The sequence below is a fragment of the Enterococcus sp. AZ156 genome (assembly GCF_051714165.1).
Taxonomy (GTDB): Bacteria; Bacillota; Bacilli; order Lactobacillales; family Enterococcaceae; genus Enterococcus_B; species Enterococcus_B pernyi.
Genome location: NZ_JBIORI010000001.1, coordinates 2,360,353 through 2,380,189, shown reverse-complemented (window position 1 = coordinate 2,380,189; position 19,837 = coordinate 2,360,353). Strand labels below are relative to the sequence as shown.

General features: G+C 37.4%; 24 protein-coding genes and 1 tRNA gene. All 25 read left to right on the top strand.

Annotated elements, in window-relative coordinates; translation table 11 throughout:
* Window positions 1-10 precede the first annotated feature (10 nt).
* The 25 genes from IGJ95_RS11360 (at window position 11) to IGJ95_RS11240 (ending at window position 18,550) form a co-directional block, all read left to right on the top strand.
* A complete protein-coding gene (locus IGJ95_RS11360; RefSeq protein WP_010733986.1) occupies window positions 11-898 on the top strand; it encodes a hypothetical protein in 888 nt (295 codons plus the stop codon).
* Complete coding sequence (locus tag IGJ95_RS11355; RefSeq protein ID WP_100495009.1) at window positions 895-1,059, top strand: HeH/LEM domain-containing protein; 165 nt, start codon at window positions 895-897, stop codon at window positions 1,057-1,059. The genes IGJ95_RS11360 and IGJ95_RS11355 overlap by 4 nt, the downstream gene beginning before the upstream one ends.
* Window positions 1,060-1,090: 31 nt before the next feature.
* Window positions 1,091-1,546 carry a hypothetical protein gene (locus tag IGJ95_RS11350; protein ID WP_137073000.1) on the top strand — a complete coding sequence of 152 codons (456 nt, stop codon included), beginning with the start codon at window positions 1,091-1,093 and terminating at the stop codon, window positions 1,544-1,546.
* The gene (locus IGJ95_RS11345; RefSeq protein ID WP_229078078.1) at window positions 1,543-1,884 is read left to right on the top strand and encodes a putative minor capsid protein; all 342 of its coding nucleotides are present in this window, start codon (window positions 1,543-1,545) and stop codon (window positions 1,882-1,884) included. Before IGJ95_RS11350 ends, IGJ95_RS11345 begins: the two co-directional genes overlap by 4 nt.
* Complete coding sequence (locus IGJ95_RS11340) at window positions 1,884-2,246, top strand: minor capsid protein (RefSeq protein WP_010733990.1); 363 nt, start codon at window positions 1,884-1,886, stop codon at window positions 2,244-2,246. Before IGJ95_RS11345 ends, IGJ95_RS11340 begins: the two co-directional genes overlap by 1 nt.
* Window positions 2,246-2,623, top strand: a complete 378-nt coding sequence (locus IGJ95_RS11335; RefSeq protein WP_010733991.1) for a minor capsid protein — start codon at window positions 2,246-2,248, stop codon at window positions 2,621-2,623. The genes IGJ95_RS11340 and IGJ95_RS11335 overlap by 1 nt, the downstream gene beginning before the upstream one ends.
* Window positions 2,624-2,633: 10 nt before the next feature.
* Window positions 2,634-3,110: a phage tail tube protein gene (locus IGJ95_RS11330; RefSeq protein ID WP_438761890.1), complete on the top strand. Its 477-nt coding sequence runs from the start codon at window positions 2,634-2,636 to the stop codon at window positions 3,108-3,110.
* A complete protein-coding gene (locus IGJ95_RS11325) occupies window positions 3,065-3,226 on the top strand; it encodes a HeH/LEM domain-containing protein (RefSeq protein WP_438761888.1) in 162 nt (53 codons plus the stop codon). Before IGJ95_RS11330 ends, IGJ95_RS11325 begins: the two co-directional genes overlap by 46 nt.
* Window positions 3,227-3,253: 27 nt before the next feature.
* Window positions 3,254-3,715, top strand: coding sequence for a hypothetical protein (locus IGJ95_RS11320; RefSeq protein WP_178946488.1), 462 nt, complete (start codon window positions 3,254-3,256; stop codon window positions 3,713-3,715).
* Window positions 3,716-3,723: 8 nt separating this feature from the next.
* Window positions 3,724-4,293: a Gp15 family bacteriophage protein gene (locus IGJ95_RS11315; protein ID WP_137072740.1), complete on the top strand. Its 570-nt coding sequence runs from the start codon at window positions 3,724-3,726 to the stop codon at window positions 4,291-4,293.
* Window positions 4,286-9,334: a tape measure protein gene (locus tag IGJ95_RS11310; RefSeq protein ID WP_438761886.1), complete on the top strand. Its 5,049-nt coding sequence runs from the start codon at window positions 4,286-4,288 to the stop codon at window positions 9,332-9,334. Before IGJ95_RS11315 ends, IGJ95_RS11310 begins: the two co-directional genes overlap by 8 nt.
* Complete coding sequence (locus IGJ95_RS11305; protein ID WP_438761884.1) at window positions 9,334-10,209, top strand: phage distal tail protein domain-containing protein; 876 nt, start codon at window positions 9,334-9,336, stop codon at window positions 10,207-10,209. The genes IGJ95_RS11310 and IGJ95_RS11305 overlap by 1 nt, the downstream gene beginning before the upstream one ends.
* Window positions 10,209-11,252 (top strand): hypothetical protein, encoded by a 1,044-nt coding sequence (locus IGJ95_RS11300; RefSeq protein WP_010733997.1) that lies wholly within the window; start codon window positions 10,209-10,211, stop codon window positions 11,250-11,252. The genes IGJ95_RS11305 and IGJ95_RS11300 overlap by 1 nt, the downstream gene beginning before the upstream one ends.
* An 18-nt stretch (window positions 11,253-11,270) precedes the next feature.
* Window positions 11,271-13,376, top strand: a complete 2,106-nt coding sequence (locus IGJ95_RS11295) for a BppU family phage baseplate upper protein (protein ID WP_096081704.1) — start codon at window positions 11,271-11,273, stop codon at window positions 13,374-13,376.
* Window position 13,377: 1 nt separating this feature from the next.
* Window positions 13,378-13,683: a hypothetical protein gene (locus IGJ95_RS11290; protein ID WP_010733999.1), complete on the top strand. Its 306-nt coding sequence runs from the start codon at window positions 13,378-13,380 to the stop codon at window positions 13,681-13,683.
* Window positions 13,684-13,704: 21 nt separating this feature from the next.
* Window positions 13,705-13,797 (top strand): CD1375 family protein, encoded by a 93-nt coding sequence (locus tag IGJ95_RS11285; RefSeq protein WP_418922073.1) that lies wholly within the window; start codon window positions 13,705-13,707, stop codon window positions 13,795-13,797.
* A gap of 37 nt (window positions 13,798-13,834) precedes the next feature.
* The gene (locus IGJ95_RS11280) at window positions 13,835-13,972 is read left to right on the top strand and encodes a CD1375 family protein (protein WP_010734000.1); all 138 of its coding nucleotides are present in this window, start codon (window positions 13,835-13,837) and stop codon (window positions 13,970-13,972) included.
* Complete coding sequence (locus IGJ95_RS11275; protein WP_438761880.1) at window positions 13,972-14,778, top strand: hypothetical protein; 807 nt, start codon at window positions 13,972-13,974, stop codon at window positions 14,776-14,778. Before IGJ95_RS11280 ends, IGJ95_RS11275 begins: the two co-directional genes overlap by 1 nt.
* A gap of 17 nt (window positions 14,779-14,795) precedes the next feature.
* Window positions 14,796-15,029, top strand: a complete 234-nt coding sequence (locus IGJ95_RS11270) for a hypothetical protein (protein ID WP_062804778.1) — start codon at window positions 14,796-14,798, stop codon at window positions 15,027-15,029.
* A gap of 1 nt (window position 15,030) precedes the next feature.
* Window positions 15,031-15,363, top strand: a complete 333-nt coding sequence (locus tag IGJ95_RS11265) for a holin (RefSeq protein WP_195514176.1) — start codon at window positions 15,031-15,033, stop codon at window positions 15,361-15,363.
* Window positions 15,364-15,397: 34 nt separating this feature from the next.
* The gene (locus IGJ95_RS11260) at window positions 15,398-15,655 is read left to right on the top strand and encodes a hypothetical protein (protein ID WP_096081701.1); all 258 of its coding nucleotides are present in this window, start codon (window positions 15,398-15,400) and stop codon (window positions 15,653-15,655) included.
* Window positions 15,652-16,644, top strand: a complete 993-nt coding sequence (locus tag IGJ95_RS11255; protein WP_438761878.1) for an N-acetylmuramoyl-L-alanine amidase — start codon at window positions 15,652-15,654, stop codon at window positions 16,642-16,644. The genes IGJ95_RS11260 and IGJ95_RS11255 overlap by 4 nt, the downstream gene beginning before the upstream one ends.
* 258 nt (window positions 16,645-16,902) lie before the next feature.
* Window positions 16,903-17,811: a Kiwa anti-phage protein KwaB-like domain-containing protein gene (locus tag IGJ95_RS11250; RefSeq protein WP_438761876.1), complete on the top strand. Its 909-nt coding sequence runs from the start codon at window positions 16,903-16,905 to the stop codon at window positions 17,809-17,811.
* A 17-nt stretch (window positions 17,812-17,828) separates the two neighbouring features.
* Complete coding sequence (locus tag IGJ95_RS11245) at window positions 17,829-18,434, top strand: hypothetical protein (RefSeq protein WP_438761874.1); 606 nt, start codon at window positions 17,829-17,831, stop codon at window positions 18,432-18,434.
* A 52-nt stretch (window positions 18,435-18,486) separates the two neighbouring features.
* A tRNA-Met gene (locus IGJ95_RS11240) sits at window positions 18,487-18,550 on the top strand.
* Window positions 18,551-19,837 lie beyond the last annotated feature (1,287 nt).

Here is a 19,837-nt window from a genome sequence, read left to right as displayed (position 1 = left end):
AGTGGTTTAAATGCCAGTAATTTTAGACAGTAAGGATTTAGCGAAAATCGACAAGGAATTTGCAGCTGAGTCGCAAGTATGGGAAGTATTGACACAAGGCGCAAAAGATATTACAGAAGCTGATTTTGTGGGGACTCATGAAGTTCGTGTAAATGAAATGCAAGGATTTACTGCTGCCGATTATAAGCGAAATAAAGAAAATGAACGGAACAATATATCAGTTGAGAAGTCAACTTTAAAATTGGAAAAGGAACGTTGGATGGGCTACGACATGGATCGCTTAGATCAATCGGAAAATGCAGCCTATCAAGTAGGTGCTGTCATTGAAGAGCACACTCGATTGGTTACGATTCCTGAGAAAGATCAAACCGCTGTTGCTCGTTTGCTTGAAGCTGGATTTGATACTTCTGATAAGATTTACAAAGGAAAAACGGTCAAACAAACAATCACTAAATCTAATATTTTAGATAGCTTCGACGATGCTGAAGCGTACATGACTGACACAGAAGTCATTGGTCAGTTTGTGGCATTTATGTCTAGTGATGCCTACAAAGCATTGAAGAATGCAGATGGCGTTTCTAAAACTTTTACCACCAACACTGTTCAATTTAACGGTATCGATCGTCGTGTCGAGATGCTTGATGGCACGAACATCATCATCCAAAAGGTTGCTAAAAATCGGTTGCAGGTCGATGAAGACAAGCATATTAATTTCATTATGACGCCTATTACCGTTGCTAAGCCAATCGAGAAGTACAATACGATTGATTTGGTCCCTGCTGACCAGGATCGTGGCGGTTACCGTGACACCATCAAAGGGTTGGATTATTACGATTGCTTGGTACTTAAGAAAGCACGTCCAGCAATCTATATCTCTTATGATGACCCAAAAGCATGACCCCGGAAGAACCGGGGAAGTCTGGGGTAGAAGGTAAATCATTTGTCATCGATGACATGAAAGTTGATGAGCTTAGAGCTGAGTTAGATCGTCTTGGCTTTGAGTATCCATCTACTGCCAAGAAACCAGAATTAATTGAGCTGTTAAAAGAGAGTGAATAACCACTCTCTTTTTTCATGGAGGTGAAAAACCATGGAACGAATAAGACGTAAGCCGTTGAACGAAAGCTTTGACGATCAGGAGAGCATCGAGCCATGTGGCTACCTGTCTCTTAAAGAGTACAAGCGACTCGTGGATCGTGACACGGAACTGACCGAAAAAGATTTCCGGAAGCTTCTGAGAAAAGCCAGTGCATTGTTGGACATCCAAACGAGACGTTTTTATCAGCGGAATGATCTCGAGTCAGATATTCCGATGCGGCGCAATGCCTTTAAGTTGGCTATTGCCTATCAAATCGAGTACATGCATGAAGTAGATGCCACTACCACGTTTGGCATGCAAGAGCCTGACAGTTGGTCCATCGGACGGATGAGTGTTTCTAAAAGCAAAGGTGTTTCGTCATCGACAAACGAAGTATCCCTGCTTTCTGGGGACGCTATGCTGCAGTTATCTGGCACAGGGCTGTTATATCGTGGGGTGAGTCGATGAGAATGCGAATGCCACCTAAACGTTTTTTCCCTCATGCGATGATCTATCGCAAGAAAAACGGAATGGGTCCACGAGGTGAGCCGATTTTTGAGGATGATTTAGCCATTGAGCATGTCCGCTTTGACGACACAGTCAAATTTGAGCCAAGGGATATTGATGGGAAAGTACAAACGCCAAATGCATTGATTTCTATGGTGAAAAAATACACTGGACCATTACCGGAGTTTTCAGTTGCAGATCAAATTGAAATCTTTGGCGAACAATACACAATCACAAAAATCGTTCCGTTGCTTGCTGATTCTCCTGAACCATTCGCTTATGAATTGGAGGTGGTTTAATGGGAGCATCTGTAAGAATTGATTTAAGTCGAGCAAAAATAAAATTAAGTCATTCATCTATACAAAATGGACGGCACGAAATGGCAAATAAAGCTCATTTAGATATGAATGAAAGATTTGTTCCTATGAGGAGCCAACACTTGAGAGATATGTCTTTTGTTGAAAGTAATGGAGAAAAGATTACTTGGAATGCTCGATATGCTTTGGCTCATTATCACGGAGGGTTTACAAATAAGTTTGGAACACAGGTAATATTTTCTAATTATACTACACCGGGAACTGGCCCATATTGGGATAAAGAAGCAAAATCTATATTTATGTCTAGTTGGTTAGAAGCATTCAAGAGGGGAGCGAATTGGTAATGGATTTTATTGATCAGTTGCTAGAAGTATCGAACCAAGTACCAGTACCAGTCCGTATTCACTCTTTAGATAAAGACGAGTCGATGCGTCTAACCGCATTACCTGGAGGTAAAACGGTCGAAACTTTTATGGATGGATCAAAACAAAAAGAACTAAATTATGAATTTGTCTATAAAACAAAATGTGAAAATGCAGATCGGATAATGATTGAACTAGGTGAGTTACTAGAAGAACAAGAAGATATTCCATCTAGTAACAATAGTTATCAATTTGTTGGAATAACTATTGTAGATGAACCTTTTTTTACAGGTTATGACGACAAAAAATTTCTGTATTATCGATTAGCAATCAAAGCAACATTATATTTTGATAAATAGGAGGAATATTATGAAACGAAAAAAAATTGCGCTAATTGGATTTGAAATTCAAAAATTGAAAGATGGAAAAATTACTGAAGATGGTTGGGTTCGCTTAAAAAAAATCAAGAGTGTCTCTGATGCCTCACAAGAAGAAGTTGATGATGGAGACGGTTTCTTTGATGGGTCGGGAGAACCAGAACAAACGATCACCTCTCATCGACTAGGCTATAGTTTTACGGGTGAATACTTTGAGGGTGATGAAGCATCCGAATTAATTGATGAAATGATTGGTTTATTTGGAGATGATCGGAAAATTGGTTTTCGAGTAACAGATGATCGAGATAATCCCAAAAAGAAAAGGGAAGGAATTGCAACTTTATCAAGTCCTCAAACGAAAACTGGAGGGGCTACTGAATTTGGTAATATTGAATTTACTGTTCTATATGATACTACACCTAAATGGGAACCTTATTCAAAGCAGACAGCCAAGAGCCAGAGGAACTGAAAGCTACTGGGCTAACTATTCCAGAATTAAAACAAACACTTGATAGTAAAAATATAGAATACCCGTCAAACACTAAGAAAGATGAACTAACTAAAATATTGGGGGAGGCTTTATAGCCTTCTCTTTTTTATATGGAGGTAATTATGAAACAAACACTTGATATCGATATTGAACTCTCTGGCTTTCCAGTAGGATTTACAAATCCAATTACTGGTGAGCGTGTTGAAATCTGGTTTGATAGCTCATTGGAAAATTTAAAACGAATTATTGTAGAAGAAAACTATGAGGAATTCGACATATACGAACAAAAACTTAAAGAAGATTCTATCCACGAAACTAATGTTGAAACAGTCATAGAACATGCTAAAGGGACTCTTGAATATCAATATGATTTTTTCTTTGGTAAAGGAACATTTGAAAAATTATATGAATGTGTACCAGATTTTGATGCACTTGAACGTGCTTATGAACCAACTATCAAAGCTATTGCTAAAAAAGTCGAACAACAAGCAAAAAAAAGACAAAAGGATAGAGAGATTGCAGCAGAAAAGCTAACCAAGGAGTTTCAGAATAAGAAAAAGCAAAAAGTAGCAAATAAAAAGTAGGTGGTGACATGAGGTTAAATGACCCAGAAGTCACTTCCTTTTTTTATAAAGAACGTGAGTATTTGATTAATTTGTCATTTGATATTGTATTAGATGCTTTTGATGTGTTAAACGAGGCAATATTCACTGATTATGAGAAAGCTTGTCTATGTCTAGACTTATTAATTGGTGAAGGTTGCTATCAATCTGAGGATGCACTTAGTCTATGGGTATTTATTTACGACCAATTTATCCATAAGGAAGTTCCACCGTTCATTAAATATAGTTTTTACGGAGAGCCACTTTCTGTGGAAGAGCACGAACAATTAATAGATATATCAGCGGATGCAGAGACTATTTACGCTTCTTTTATTCAAGCATATAACATCGATTTAATTGATAAACAGGGAATACTGACTTGGTCCAAATTTAGAGCTCTTTTACATAATCTGCCTTCAGACACCCCACTTAAACGAATTATGCAGATTCGAGCTTGGAAACCAGGAAATAATGATTCAGAAGAATATAAGCAAGATATGACAGATTTACAAAGATACTATGCCTTAAATACTGATAGAGAGGAGGAAGATAATGACTAAAGATGGCAAAATAAGTATTCTGATTGATGTCGACGCCAAGCAGGTTCCTAATGTAATAAGTTCAATTGAAAAAAACTTTGGACAGTTAGGAAAAAATGCTGATGATATTACAAAAAAAATTGGTAATAATATGGGTGCCAATACTGAGACAGGAGCGAAAGTTGCTAATCAAGCAGTGGATTCAGTTGAACAGTCGATGACTGATTTGGGAAGATCGACTGATACGGCTACTGTCAAAGCTGGGAAATCATTAAGCGAAAACTTCGAAGTGGGATCTAAGGCCGCTAATAACGCAACAGATAGCGTGGCTAAAGGAGTGACGGATCTAACCGCCACGACGAGCACTGAACTAGCTAAGTCAGGACGTATCATGGGTGAATCCTTTGATTCTGGTGCCAAAAATGCCAATCAGGCCAATGACAGTGTCGTTAAATCAGTCACAAGCTTGGTTTCTTCTGTGGAATCTTCTGCACCTAAAATTGGTAAAGAGCTTGGTGGCTCCTTTCAATCTGGTGCCAAGGAGGCGACTAGCGCTTTAGATGGTATCGGGAAATCAAGCAGTAACATGTTAGCCAGTATTGAAGCGACGTCACCTAAGGCAGGTAGAAGCATCGGTAATTCGTTTGAAGCAGGTTCCAAGCAAGCAGCTAGCGCTCTTGGATCTATAGAAAAGTCCTCTGCGCAGATGGTTCCTCCTGTTGAATTATCAGCAACTAAGGCAGGAAAGAGCATTGCGACTAGTTTAGAAGCTGGTTCCAAAGACGGAGCAAAGACTGTCAGTGATGCGGTTGATGCGATGAAAAAGGATCTTACGTCATTGGGTGATGAAGCAGAAAAGTCTGGTGCTAAAATGAGTACCTCCTTTTCTCAACCAGAGCCAAAAGCCAATTTGTTAACAGGCTCTGTGGGCAAACTAAGTGCAGCGATGTTGATCACAAAAGGAGCAACTACAGCACTATCGATGGCTAAAGGTTCATTAGATGGTGCATTTGGTCGTATTGATACTTTGAATAACTTTGAAAATACGATGACTCGATTAACTGGCAGTTCAGAAGAAGCGGCTGCAGGGATGGAAGGCGTTCGAGATGTCGTTGTTGGTACAAACTACATGCTGGATAGTGCGGCTCAGACCGTTCAACGTTTAGTGATGCAAAACGGCTCACTGGAACAATCGACAAAAAGTTATCAAATCTGGGGTGACGCTGTGGCTATGTATGGTGACGGTGCAGCGGAGACAATGGATAACGTAATGGATGCCATGATCCAAATGAGAGCCACCAGTACCGTAAATATGGCTCAAATGGATCGAATGGTCCGTCGTGGTGTTGATCCTTGGAAAATCTATGAAGATGCAACTGGCATGAGTATGCAGAGTATTCGTGATGCGTTGCGTGATGGTGAAATTAGTGCCAATCAGTTTTTTGATACGGTTGAACAGGCGATGCGTGATGGTGGGAATGAATTCACATCGGTTTCTGGGATGGCTCAACAAGCTGGGGATACTTGGGCAGGGTCGTTTGCCAATATGGCTACTGCAACAAGCCGAGGAACAGCAAATATTATCGCATCTATGGACGAGGCATTCTCAGAAACACGTTTTGGCTCGATGAAAGAAAACATCCAAGGATTTGGTAAAACATTTGAAGGTGCGCTAAATGGGATTGCTGGTGTAATCCCTCCTGTTGTTTCGGCTGTTGATACGATGACCGGTGGGGTTATTGCTGTGAAGGACGCAGCTGTGACAGCTTCACCCGTGATTATCGGATTAGGAACTGCATTTGGTGGACTACTTATTGTACAGAAAGCAGCAGTTGCTACAGCATCTTATGTTCAGATGTTGAAATACCTGACCGGTGCAACTTCTGGTGCGACGATGGCTAAAAAAGTTGATGCAGTTGCTACAAAACTAGGAATCAGTCTCAACTTACAGAACGCCACCACCACTAAAGCGGTTGTTGCAGCAAACATTTCCAATGCAGCTTCACTAAAAGGTGCAGCAGCCGCCCAAAAAACCTATGCGATTGCTGCTGGTGCTTCTGCAGCAGCGAAGAAGGCACTGGCAGCAGCTAGCATTCTATTGAATCCAGTAGTCGCGGGTACAGCAGCTGTTTTAGGAGCAGCTGGTGTAGCTGCAGCCATAATGGGAAAAAATTTTTTAGATACACGTAAAAAGACCAAAGAATTAGCTAGTGAATTAGATGGATTAAAAGACGATCTAGATAATGTCGGAAAGTCAACCCAGTCCAGTGCAAAAGAATTTGAGTCACAAGCTAAAGTGATCGAGTCGAATACAGAAAGAAACAAGGATCTAGCAGCTGAATTACAAAGGCTTTCAGCAATTGAAGATAAATCGGCTGCGGATAAAAAATTGATGGCTGATACAGTTGATGAACTGAATAATTCAGTGACTGGTCTAAATCTCTCTTACGACGAAGAAACAGGCTTGCTTAATGCAACCACAGAAGAAATAAACAAACGGATTGAAGCTTCTAAAGGAATGGAAGAAGTCAATCGGCTAACCGAACGACAAAAGACGTTGAATCAAGAAGCTGCAGACATTGAATCCTCATTAACTGAAGTAGCCAAAGAACGTATGAGATTGGAGCAAGAAGCCTCAGAATCTGGCGTGGATGGAAAGAAAAAAGTCAAAGAATCACTGGAAGGACTGTCCCAGAAGGAAGATGAACTTCAAGGTTTACTTGTTGAAAATCAATCCGAACGAAATCAATTGTACACGGAGGAGCAAGAGAAAAGACGAGCAGTCGCAGAGACCGTCTCAGAAGCTAATTCTCAGATGATTACTTCATGGAATGTTCTATCTGATGCACAACAAGCTGCCTTGGAATCAATGAATAGCATGTACAAAAAGCTGGTAGAAGAATCAGGGAATGCTTTTAAGCAGATTGAACAACAAGAAGCAATCAGCTTAGATCAAATGAAGGAAAATCTACAAAAAAATGCTGAAGCTATGAGAACGTGGTCGACCAATGTTGCCATTTTGGCGAAGGCCGGTGTAGATGATGGCATTATTATGCAACTTGAAAAACTAGGCCCGGCGGGTGCGCTTCAAACACAGCAAATGGTGGATGAGATGGGGCTGAATCTTGGTTCATTAGCGGAGTTAGGTGGAGAACATACAAAAAGCCTGCTGGAACAAATGGGTCTTCATATGGAGGACCTACCAAAAATGTCAGCTGAACAATCGGCGTGGTTTGTTGAAAATTTAGATCTTGAATTAGGTAAATTACCAGAAACAGCACAACAGCACATTAGTGATTTAAATGGGACTGCGGATGCAACGATGAAGCAAGCGATGGCGAGTATGGGGAATATCGTTGGTGAAGAAACGGAAACTGTTGCTGAAAAATTTGGATTAATTCCAGAAAAAAGTGAGGCATCTTTACGGAGAGGAACAGAGGGGCGAGACTTTGCACAGTGGGGACGTCAACCTGTCGAAGAAATTGGGGATGGGATGGTAGAGGCAACCGCCAAAGTAGAGGAAGCAGCAAAGGAAGTTGCTCAAACGCCAGAGAGAGTTATGGGCCCTCAACTAGAACAAACAGACTACGCCTCAATGGGTGCAGCACCACCAACAAAATTGGGGCAAGGAATTTTAGATAATATTACTTCAGTAGAAGAAGCTTCTAAAGAAGTAGCACAAACTCCAGAAACAATGTTTCAGGAAACCATACAAGCAAATCGTTATATTCCGACTGGTCAAGAAACAGGTAAAGGATTAAGTGAAGGAATTAATCAATCTAATGCCGATGTTGAGTTAGCAGCCAAAGCTATAGGAATGATACCAGAAAATACTATTCAAGCTGAGATGACTACAGAAAAAACTAAGGAAAGTGGAACAGAGGTAGGTCGAGGTGTAGCACAAGGGATTGATAGCAGTCAAGAAGCTGTGCAACAAAGTGCTAAAGCTGTCGCAGACACTCCAAATAATGAACTATCTAGCCATATGAACCAAGGTAACTATGCTGAGTACGGACAAGCAGTGGGAGAAGGTCTTGCAACGGGAATCGCAGCCACTAGTCCAATGGTTGTTGCGGAAGTAAATAAGTTGGTTGACCAAATGGTAAAACAAACTGACATTGGTATCAAAAATATGACAGTAAGTTTTAATCAAGTTGTTCCTAATGTAGCTAACGCGTTGAGTGCGCTTCCTATGGTAGCTTCCAATAGTATGAATTCTATGAATATGAGTTTCCAAAGTGGATCGCAAGTACAATTAGCTACTGTGAAAGCTTTGAATAGCAACTTGATACGGACCTTTACTAATACGCCAAGTGAATTTCAATCGATCGGTCGAGATATTATGAGTCGATTGAATTCTGGAATGATGGCAGAGTCGAGCAGGGTTGTCGCAACTTCCAGAAATATATCAAATAGGATTGTACAATCCTTCAATCAGTTGCCAAATCAGATGCAAATGGCAGGTCGCAACGCAATTAGTTCATTAAATAGTGGAATGAATTCATCTGCAAGTCAGCCTGTTTCAACTGCATCAAGAACTAGCTCGGCGGTTGTATCTGCTTTTTCAGGATTACCTAACCAGCTAAATGGAGTGGGTCGAGATGCTATGGCTGGATTGAATGCTGGATTAAATGCCGGTACAGCATCTGTATTGGCAACCGCAAATAGAATTGCCAATCAGGTTGCTAATACAATGAAACAAGCATTAGATATTAACAGTCCATCTAGAGTGATGGCATCAGAAGTTGGTCGATGGATACCAGAAGGTGTAGCTGTGGGAATTGATAAGTATGCAGATGTAGCATATCAATCGATAGATAATTTATCAAAAGGAATACTGAGGATCACTACCCCAGAAATAGCTTTAGGCGCTTCAAGTATGGGTATGGAAGCTAGAGGTACACAAATTATTAATCAATCATACAGTACGCAATCCCCATACACCTCCAAAATTGCACAAGCTTTAACAGATTTGGCAAATAAAGAACAGATAGTAATGATTGAAGACACTAATGGACTGACAAAAATAATCGGTAAGACGATGGCGAGAGGAGGATTTTAGTGCAACATCTATCAATTGAAAACAGTCATGGTGATACCTGGCTCATAGATAATACGCACTCTTTAAGGGCTTCTAATGTAAATGGTTTAGGAATAGGTTTTGAAACTGATTATTTGAGCGAAAATGGGCATTCTAGAATTGAAAAGCACGTATTGAAACAACATCAGTTTGAAGCTTATTTTCATTTTGGACGTCGTAAAAATGAAAATGCCTATCAAGTATATTATTCTTTTGTAGAATTTTTATCCTTTAGTCCACTTTATTTAATTTATACTACTGACGCAGGCCAAAAAAGAGCACTGATTACAGTTTCTATGTTATCGAAATCTTCTATACAACAAGGCGGATTTTTAAAAGAATCAATTATAATTGACCGATTATCGCCTTGGTATACAGTGAAGTATGCAAAAATTCATCAAAAAAATATAAATGTTAATGCCCATGGAAAAGTCTATAATTATGTCCGGCCGTATGTCTATACTCAAAATGCACATGAGAAAAAAGGGAACTATCGAATTAATAATCGTTCCTTCTATTTATCTGCTGAAAAAAATCATCTGACTCCGCTAAGAATAAAAATAACTGGTTATTGTGTAAACCCTCGTTGGGAAATATTCCAAGGTTCAAAATTAATTAGCTCAGATGGTTATTTTCTAACTTTACAAGAAGAACATCAGTTGGTTGTTTCTAGTTTATTTCAAGAAAGGACTGCTATATTAATAGATCAGAATGGATTACAGTCTTCGGTCTATCAACAACAAGATATAACTAAAAACGGGTTTGTTCATGCGCCTGTCGGAGAATCAATAATAGTATTTCATATCGGTACTGCAGAAGTAGAAATAACGATTTATGAGGAGGCTGATCTGTTTTAATGATTATATCTGTTCATTTATTTCGTTGGGATCTAACTCCCTATCCTAGAGAATATATATGTGGAGAGTTCGACTTTGGTATTGATGAAGTTAATCGTGAACTGACCAGTGAGTTCACCTTAACAGAAGATATAAAAATTGAAAAAGGTGATTGGCTAAGAGCAAAGTATATACCTAGTGGAAAATACGCTTATTTTGGGATAGTCGACTCTCAAGATAATAAAACAATCCGTTGTCGTGGGTTGATGGGCCTTGGAGATAGTTATTTCCCTACTTATAGAACAAGTGGGAATAGCTTTGAATCTCATGCTAAATCAATCATCACTAACTACCTTTTAAATGACCGTACAAAGAATTTAAATGGAACATTAAGTATTGATGTTGAAAGTGATACAGCTCATAGTTATCAAGCAATTGAATTAAATTCTCGAAGGATTAATAGCTATTTGATTAATGGATTTAGGAAATACAACGTAAAGTGGTATGTTAAAGCAATCTCAGGAGGCAGAATACAGACTGGTATAAAAAGAATAGAAAAAAGTATTCAAATAATGGATAATTCTTCAGAATTTAGTGACTGGGATTATTGGGTAAAAAAGCCAGGAGTTGGTAATGAGAATGCATTGTTAATTGTTGATAAAGCAACTAACAGTATGGACCATCCAATTATCTTAGCTACCTACTATTTAGAAAATGATAATAATGTCACTAACAATCCAAACAGCAATAAAATTATTAGACCTACTGTTAATACGGTATATATATATGATCAGGATTTAGAAGATAAACCCACATATTTAGAAGTTGCAAATAGTGAACTAAAAGGAAATGCTTATTCACATGAAATCAATTGTAAAGTTATGTTTCAAGCAAAAAATATTGATGTTGAAGAAATTGAAACTGGATTATTAGCGAATGTAAGAATAAAAAATACAATTTATCAATCAGTTCTAACTGCTTGGCGAGTAAATAGTACTGAGAACAAGATGCAATTAACATTTGGTAATATTCGAAGTCGATTAAGTGAATATTTTGATGAATAAAAGAAAGGTAGTGGAGTAATGGAGCCTATTGAACTTAAATTAGGCGGTAACGGACGAAAGCTCTCAAAGTCCATTATTGGTCGAGTTGGGGATAATCGATTTATAAATTATCCCTTTAAATTATTAGATCCAGACGGATCAACAATAAATCTCAATGGATGTACAATAGTTTTTTATGGAACAAATGCAAATGGCACATTCACAACTGGCGTGCCCACAATTTTAGATCCTACTGAAGGTGAAATCAGCTATAAATTTAGTCGTGAAAATTTTAGTGTCCAAGGTGAGTTCAAGGAAGCGTTCTTTCGTGTGACGAGAGAAAACGGAGAATGTTATGCAACACAGAGCTTTCGAATAAAAGTTGAAAATGATGCCGATATCAGTCAAGGTCAAGCAACGCTTTATGTGTCTTTGCTAGATGAAAAACTAAAGGATTTTGATAATCGTTTCCGATTATTTATTGAAGAAAAGGAACAAGAGTATAAGGGTATTGAGAACGTAGTTAAAGAGTTAAACGAACAAGTTCTAAATTTAAATGAAAAAGTCAACGAGACAAGCAAACAAATCAACGAGCTAGGTAATCTAAAACGGATGTACTCAAACAGTATTGATTTCGGTAATTACGACTACTCAGGGAATGCCAATTTGCTACCAAAGATTACAGCTGCTCATTTTACATCGGGAAATGGAGCTACGGTTGAAGATGGACCAGATGGCGAGATCATTTTCACGTTAGATGGATCTGCACAACTAACTAAATTTAATACAAGCATGCGTTTACCCGCTCTTAAAAACGGAAAGAGATACACAATTAGCGCTGAGATTATGTTACATGAAGGTTTAGAGGGAGATGCCTCTAATATTCGATTAACTAATACCTACGTACCAGGTGGAAATATTATGTTATCTACAGTTAGACCTCTCCCGACAGCTACTAATATCTGGCACACGATTAGTGGTACGCAAATAGCCACTTATGCGACTACACTGCCTCAACAGTGGTATGTAGTCTTACAAGATGTTACAGCATCAAGTCGAATTAAGGGTAAAATCTCTCTTCGAAACATAAAGATAGAAGAAGGATCGGTTGCTACGCCTTATCAACCCAATCTACTTGTTGAACCGTATCACATTTCCAAGGTTCCATTGAACGAAAATCTAGCAAATAAAGAACAAGCTTTCCCGATAAGTAGTCGACAATATTTAGTATATTCTGCTGAAATGATTGAACCATTTATTGCTAATCAAACGTATACATTAACTTTGAAAGGAACCAAGCTAGGTACACAATCATTTAGGGTATACACGACTGGTCCGAATAGTACCTCTAATATTGGGGACATGGAAATAGTAGAAGGTTTAGCAGATACTTGGCGACTGACATTCACTCCTTCAGAAGTAAATTTGAATGGGAGTGTTTCTCCTAGCACATTACAAATTTACCAATTCCCTCAAGCAACAATGGGGCAAGTAACGATTGAATCATTAAAAATAGAAAAAGGTGATATAGCCACTCCGAATATTTTGGAATATAAATATTTTGGCGAAGGTTTGAAAGATAGTAGTAACCCAAATGATTATAGCTGGGATATCACCGAAGAGTACTTGGATTCTAAAATCTTACAAACAGTTAGTCTAAATGAGCCACAGCAGGTCCCAGGATTTAAAAACTTTTTAAGCGGTTTACAGTCTAATGGTGTAAATATAGGTGTTGAGTACGCGAAAGCAGTAGCGACTGATAAATATAAAAATCATGGTGCGGTGTATTTAGGTGGCTGTGTGTGGCTTGCGTGGGAGACATTAGAATTTTCGAATTCAATTGGTTGGGCAAGAGGAAGTACAATTCGCGTTGGAAATGATGGTCATCCGGGCTTCACTTATCCTGATGTTCCGAATATTTTTGGCGGATATATTTGGATTGGTGGCTCCTGTTTACCAGACTACACAGACGGCGGATTTGGTTCTTATCATATTACTGTATCAAACAATTTTGATGATGCTCGTAAACCGATTGTCCGTTTTATTGATTCGCCAACAACATTAGTGAAGAGACTAGCAGTTCGAGGTCATGCATTAGTTTTTGCACCTGCACCCACAAACAATAGTAAGGTTGAGGAGGTATGAAATGAAAAAAATTTGGCAGTATGGACGTACTGGTGGAAAAGAGCTAGAAGTCTCAGATGATTTCCCAATTCAGGTCCCTTTTACTGATGTTCCACCGATAGAGGAAATTGAAATAGCCAACCAGTTTTTTGTTCCAACAGAAAATCGCTGGCAAGAGTTAGAGAATAGTGTGCTTAGTGAGCAGGTTGATAATCTTCAAGTACTTTATAAACATTTAGAAAAAAATGTAAAAAGACAAGAAGAGCAACTAACAGAAACTCAGTTAGCTTTAACAGAAGTATATGAATTGATTCTAGGAGGAGGATAACTTGATAAAAATATATATTGAATTAATCAACAAGGGGTTAAAAAAATTGAAGATGTACCTAAAAAAATCCAGAAAGAAGTCAAAGCGATCTTATCTCAACAGGCTGAGATGTAGGATTGTCTTTTTTATTTTAAAAAAGGAGTATAAGACAATGGTCATTGTATATGCAACGTTAATCATAAAAGAAAAGAAAAAAATTGAAGATGTTCCAAAGATCATACGTGAACAAGTAAAAGAAGTTTTGGTTGAGATGGGATTACCTGAACTGACATTTAAAGAGGTGGACTGATGGCTGGAAATATAGATGGATATCAATTTGACAATATAAAAATCAGTGCTGAAAATGATGCGAAAATGTACCATGCTTTAGCAAGAAAAAGAAGTTATGTGATTTCTGGTTATGAACAAGGATTAGAATTATCTTCCAGTGGTTTGGATGTAAGAGTTGCCAGTGGTAGTGCGATTATACAAGGTAGAATGGTATATGTGAAAGAAGCACAAAGTATTACTCTTCCAGCAAATTCAAGTGGGTATGTTTGTTTAACGATTGATTTAAATGAATCGGTAATTCCAACTGATGATTTTCCAGCAGATAGTGAGAATTACTCTTGGACAAATAATCAGGTTCGTTTAGAGGCAGTTAACCATTTAATTAATGGAAATACTTTAGCAGGGGATAGGGTAGTTACATTCCCGTTGTGTAGTTATACAACTTCAGGAACTACTGCCATTATTACAAAGAACACAACAAATTATAATGATTCGCTCATTGAAAGTCTTCCCCTTTGGACAGGAATATTGACTATGAATACGAGTCACATCATAAGACTTTCTAAAAAATTCGAGGATCTTAATTCAGGACTATTACTGATCTGGGCACCTTACGCTAACGGTTCAGCATGGAATTATGATTTTACGACACAATTTTTACCTAAACGAGCAGGTTTACATGTGAGTCAAGTATTAAATTCTAGTAGTAACTGGATCAATAAGAGAATTCAAGTGGATTATTCTTCTAATTCAATTTGGGGACATGGTGGGAATGTGAGTTCTGAAGGATTAAAGGCTGTTTTACGGGAAATTCGAGAAGTTTGATATAAAGGAGGTTACTTATGGAGGGAATTACAATCGGGGAGTGGATCGCGATTCTTACACTCGGTGGATCATTAATGGTGGGTGTGGCGAAATTTTATGCGATGTTCACGAAACTTGATCACACGTTAGGAAAGTTAGAAAAGACGATCATCCGCGTAGAAAAAAGTCAGATTGACTATGGCAATCGGCTTTCAATTATTGAAGAACAAATCAGATCTATTTTTAAGCAAATTGGAAAGGGGAGAAAATAACATGACAGAAATCTTAGCTGCTTCAAGTATTATTACACCACTAGTCGTTGGTGTCACAGGGTTAATTAAAACACAAATGAAGGAGTACAAACTCTTACCCGTGATCAATGTGATTGCGGGTATTTTGTTAGGGGTGCTTTATGCAATGACCCTAGCACCACAAGATTTAGCAATCTACGCATGGGCTGGGGCTGTATCAGGATTAGCCGCTGGCGGATTATTTGATTTAGGAAACAGCATGGTTAAACCAGACGTTGATCCACCGGATTATGGTGATGGCCAAGAAGGTACAGAAAACTTAATTTATAAAGAACAGGATCAGTCGAAAGGCTGATCTTTTTCTATTAAATATTTAGGAGGTAAATACGATGAGAAACAAAGAAAAATTTTTAGAAGACTACAACAAAGTAGTCAAACCGGAGTTTCAAAATGACGAGAACACGATCGAGGATGCCGCACACACTCTTAACAATATCGAAGGAACGACCGTGACCGTGGCAGCTGAATTTACAGAAACTGGCAAAATGGAAGCATTTGATTTTGAGCAGAAGCAACGACCCAAAACAGATGATCCGGATCAACAGATGCTGGACTGGTATTACGTAGGAAGAGGTGAAGTAAAATGACGATCAGATCAAACGGTGCCGGACACGGAGGAAGAAAAAATGGCTCCAACTGGATGGATCCAGGTGCAGTAGGAAACGGGCGACGTGAAGCAGATGTTGTACGAACAATCACCCAAAAGATGCAAGCAATTGCAAGTGTGCGCGATTCTACAGATAACGTTGGCGCAACTGTTAACCAAAACTTGCAGAACCAAGTCACGGTTATGAATGCGGCGGGATCAGGCGTAGCAATCACGAGTCACTTGAATGCCTTTAATGGTCAGGCAACTGGTGTTGAGGTTTTTTATTGGGCTGGTAACGAACAGATGCGTATTTTAGCGGCAGCTGTATCAAAAGTGATTGCGGATACGTTGGGAATTCCGAATCGTGGAGCAAAGCCTACCACAACGTTCTTCGTACACCGTAACACTAATCCGGGCGTCAATGTATTATTGATCGAATGGTGCTTTATCGATAATGCAAATGACATGCGACGATTAGACCAGAATATGGATCAAGCAATTCGTGCGGTGATGAGTGTTCTTGGCTATAATACAAGCGGAAGTGGTAGTATTCAAGCGACACCACAGACACATGATCAAATTATTTTAGCGAGCCCACCAAAAACTGTTGGTAATTATGTAGGTAAGTTAGAAGTGTTTAATGAGCTATCTCTTGGTATTTTTCGAATCGGTGCTTGGTTGGTTCCGCAAAATGGTGCAGCTTATTTAAATCAAGGATATATCTTCTGGATGGATGCCGACAATCCAAATGTCGAAATTGGACGTTGTCGATCAGCAGGTATTATTAGAAATGATGTGAATGCAGCCTATGGATTACCTAGTGGTTTGCGATTTGGTTTAGATGGCACACTAGATATCCGTAAATTTGCAGGGAAAAGAGTCTTTCCGATGTTACGACGAACAAACGATCCTAATGGAAATACGATCAATGGACAAACAGTCGACATTCGATTCCCTGAGTATGTTTTAACGATTCCTAAACGATGAAAAATAGCCCCTCGATGAGGGCCGGTACTTGGAATCATATATAACAGTTTTGTTACAAATTCAACGGCATGCAAATCATAAAATATCGTTTTAATGTCATAAACGTTTGGATTGAACTTACGTTCCCTATATGTTAAACTTATTCCATAATCCTCAAAGATTATATCTGCTAATAAGCCCGAAAGCTATTGTCTTTAGGGCTTTCTTTTGTTTTAATTATATTATGCAGATATTATTTTTTGAGAGTGGGAATATTTAATGAATATTGATGAGATTAGAAGATTCATGCGTGATTTAGATACCGCTAATATTGATAGTATAACAATGAAAGTGGTACAAAAAGTTGGTAATGGTATTGATATTTATACCCCAGAAATTATTTTAGAGATGCGAGAAAACTTAAAAAAATTTTTTTGTGAGAGTTTAAACAATAATTTTTTTGATTTAGAGCAAAGAGCTTATGATCCGAGTGTGGTAGTTGAAGGTACTTTACAAATCTCTGATTTAGCAACGGCTCACATAAATGAAGTGTTAGCAGATCTACGAAATAGTGATAACTATGTTGGAGATGTTAAAGATATAGATATTGAGCGTGTAAACTATTATGTTTTTGAATTTTCTAATAATGGGAATAATTTGTTAATCTTTAGAAGATTTACTAAAATGAAAAAAATTAGAAATGGTTTCTTGGGACGTTTTGTAGATAACAATTTTAGAAAAATTGAAACAGATGATTTTTTTGGAATCGATAGAGATATAGATATAATGATTTTTGATAATCAGGCTTTGATAGTGAATAGATTCGCATTACAAACAATTTTCAAACTAAATGATTATTTTAACCAACAAGCGCAAATAGCATTAAAAAAAATTTCTGATGCGTGTGTGATAAGCAACTTTGATGAATTTTGTGAGGATTGTCTTAATGATAAACTTGCTGCAAGAAGAATGACTAAGATTTTGAATACGCCTGGTAGATTAAGCGGTTTTTTTGATCATGTAGAACATTTACCAAAAGTTATTGAGCACTTCGAGTTGGATATAATTTTTGAGAATAACCAAATTACTTATAATTTAAATAGGGATTCTAGGAACCATATATTAGGATGTATCTCCGATGGATATTATCAATCATTAATTCAACAAAGATATGGGGAGGAACTCTAGAAAAAGGAGATAGCAAAGTGAGAACGATACAAAAATTTCTTTTTTATATGTCTTCATTCATGCCCCTTTATTTGCTGTTATGTGTGCAAAATATTAAGGTATTTGATAAAAATAAGAAGTTATCATCTGATGTATTTTGTAGTCAATTTAACTTCTCCAATATTCCACAATCTATTTTTTGGTGGGGCTTAATAGTTTTTGTTTTTATTTCTTTTTTTGGGTGTATATTGTTTTTTTTTATCTATACAAAAAAAGATGGGATTACTTCCAAATTAGAAGATGCTGAGTTTGTTAGGGAAGATACGATGGGATATATTGTAACTTATATTGTTCCACTGATTACGATGGATATTTACAGTCCGAGAAGCTTGATCGTTAATTTTATTTTATTTATAGTCATAGGAACTTTTTATGTTAAAAACGATCAAATATTTATGAATCCAGTATATAATCTTTTCAGTTACAATGTTTTTTCAACCGAAAAAGGTATTTATATTACTAAAATATCTAAACAAAAATTACGGTCTATATCTAAACATGGATTAGAGGTAAGAAAAATAAATATTTTAGCAGATATTTATGTCTTAAAAGAAGCAGATAATAAACCAATAAGTCAGTTTTAACCATTGAATTGTTTATGTAAAATATGGCAATCAAGAAACTTATTTTTTCAATTGCTCAGTTTGGTTAGAGCAGACGGCTCATAACCGCCCGGTCGTAGGTTCGAGTCCTACAGGGTACATAGTAAAAAACTCAATCATTCTTGACTGAGTTTTTTTATCAATTGTTGCAATTCTTCCAGATCCTCAATCAGTATTTATCACATTATATAGAACGAGCAGATCTGTTAGTAATTGCAAAGCACATGACTTGAACAATAAATAAAATCATAGTACCCTTAAGTTATCCTCAGTACTAAGAATTCGTTTTTTAATACCCGCCCACTCTCCGGAGTGGGTCTTTTTTTATGGGAAAATCTGAAAAAACATAAAAACAAAACGCTTGCAATAATTTTAGGTCAGCCTTAAAATATCCGTAGGCGCCATCATAAAAAAGAGTATCAATAACTAAAAACTTTTGGGGAAGTGTATAGCGTGCATATCGATACTCTCTTTAATAATTATATCATACGTATTTTAGACAGCAAAATGATTATATCAGTTGAATAATAGATAAAAAGATAGTAATCTTATTGTATCACCCTAACAACATTGCTTTTTTCACATCCCGCTCATTGGAGCGGGGTACATAAAGAACATATTATTTGAACATAGCCTGAAATGGTAGTAAGCTTTACTTAGCTTCACTAATGCGGATTGAATCCTTTAGTGGCCCGCTCTTTACGAGCGGGTATTTTTTTGTTTAAAATAAGATTCGATCAAAGTTTAAGAATTCTCAGATTAAGACAAGGTACTTGCAATAATCACTGGTTACCCATAAGGTGTGAATAGGAATCATTCTAAAAAAAGAGTACCAATGGACAAAGTTTTAAAAACTTGGGGAAGTTTTCAGCGTGCGCATTGGTACTCTTTTTATGATTCTATCACATGTGTTTTAAACAGCAAGGAAAGCGTATTACTTGAATGCGGGGTCAAACTCTAGTAATGTGAAGCTGACCAAATAATTCCCATATTAACGTACGTGCCACTCTTCGGAGTGGTATACATAAAAAAACATATTATTTGAACCTAAATTAAAATGATAGTAAAGTTTAATTATCCACATTCAGAAGATTCTTTATCCTAAGACTGCCCGCTCTTATATGAGCGGGTGTTATTTTGTCTAAGTGAATCTGATTTGATTAAAATAATCTAAAATGAATAAGCAACAACTTATACTAAATCGATATCTCTAGGATTGATAAATAATCATTTTTTATTACATCTACATGAAATCCCGTTTGCTTCTCAATAGTATTGGTATGTAATAAGATTGAAGAATGTGCAATTGTTTGTAAAGTTAAATTAAGGAATAATCTGTTACATTGACAATAACAAAAATTGTTCGATACAATTTGGCTATAACT

Excerpts from the sequence above, each read along its gene's own strand:
- IGJ95_RS11360 (WP_010733986.1), top strand. The coding sequence starts at position 11 with ATGCCAGTAATTTTAGACAGTAAGGATTTAGCGAAAATCGACAAGGAA.
- IGJ95_RS11355 (WP_100495009.1), top strand. The coding sequence starts at position 895 with ATGACCCCGGAAGAACCGGGGAAGTCTGGGGTAGAAGGTAAATCATTT.
- IGJ95_RS11350 (WP_137073000.1), top strand. The coding sequence starts at position 1,091 with ATGGAACGAATAAGACGTAAGCCGTTGAACGAAAGCTTTGACGATCAG.
- IGJ95_RS11345 (WP_229078078.1), top strand. The coding sequence starts at position 1,543 with ATGAGAATGCGAATGCCACCTAAACGTTTTTTCCCTCATGCGATGATC.
- IGJ95_RS11340 (WP_010733990.1), top strand. The coding sequence starts at position 1,884 with ATGGGAGCATCTGTAAGAATTGATTTAAGTCGAGCAAAAATAAAATTA.
- IGJ95_RS11335 (WP_010733991.1), top strand. The coding sequence starts at position 2,246 with ATGGATTTTATTGATCAGTTGCTAGAAGTATCGAACCAAGTACCAGTA.
- IGJ95_RS11330 (WP_438761890.1), top strand. The coding sequence starts at position 2,634 with ATGAAACGAAAAAAAATTGCGCTAATTGGATTTGAAATTCAAAAATTG.
- IGJ95_RS11325 (WP_438761888.1), top strand. The coding sequence starts at position 3,065 with ATGGGAACCTTATTCAAAGCAGACAGCCAAGAGCCAGAGGAACTGAAA.
- IGJ95_RS11320 (WP_178946488.1), top strand. The coding sequence starts at position 3,254 with ATGAAACAAACACTTGATATCGATATTGAACTCTCTGGCTTTCCAGTA.
- IGJ95_RS11315 (WP_137072740.1), top strand. The coding sequence starts at position 3,724 with ATGAGGTTAAATGACCCAGAAGTCACTTCCTTTTTTTATAAAGAACGT.
- IGJ95_RS11310 (WP_438761886.1), top strand. The coding sequence starts at position 4,286 with ATGACTAAAGATGGCAAAATAAGTATTCTGATTGATGTCGACGCCAAG.
- IGJ95_RS11300 (WP_010733997.1), top strand. The coding sequence starts at position 10,209 with ATGATTATATCTGTTCATTTATTTCGTTGGGATCTAACTCCCTATCCT.
- IGJ95_RS11295 (WP_096081704.1), top strand. The coding sequence starts at position 11,271 with ATGGAGCCTATTGAACTTAAATTAGGCGGTAACGGACGAAAGCTCTCA.
- IGJ95_RS11290 (WP_010733999.1), top strand. The coding sequence starts at position 13,378 with ATGAAAAAAATTTGGCAGTATGGACGTACTGGTGGAAAAGAGCTAGAA.
- IGJ95_RS11280 (WP_010734000.1), top strand. The coding sequence starts at position 13,835 with ATGGTCATTGTATATGCAACGTTAATCATAAAAGAAAAGAAAAAAATT.
- IGJ95_RS11275 (WP_438761880.1), top strand. The coding sequence starts at position 13,972 with ATGGCTGGAAATATAGATGGATATCAATTTGACAATATAAAAATCAGT.
- IGJ95_RS11270 (WP_062804778.1), top strand. The coding sequence starts at position 14,796 with ATGGAGGGAATTACAATCGGGGAGTGGATCGCGATTCTTACACTCGGT.
- IGJ95_RS11265 (WP_195514176.1), top strand. The coding sequence starts at position 15,031 with ATGACAGAAATCTTAGCTGCTTCAAGTATTATTACACCACTAGTCGTT.
- IGJ95_RS11260 (WP_096081701.1), top strand. The coding sequence starts at position 15,398 with ATGAGAAACAAAGAAAAATTTTTAGAAGACTACAACAAAGTAGTCAAA.
- IGJ95_RS11255 (WP_438761878.1), top strand. The coding sequence starts at position 15,652 with ATGACGATCAGATCAAACGGTGCCGGACACGGAGGAAGAAAAAATGGC.
- IGJ95_RS11250 (WP_438761876.1), top strand. The coding sequence starts at position 16,903 with ATGAATATTGATGAGATTAGAAGATTCATGCGTGATTTAGATACCGCT.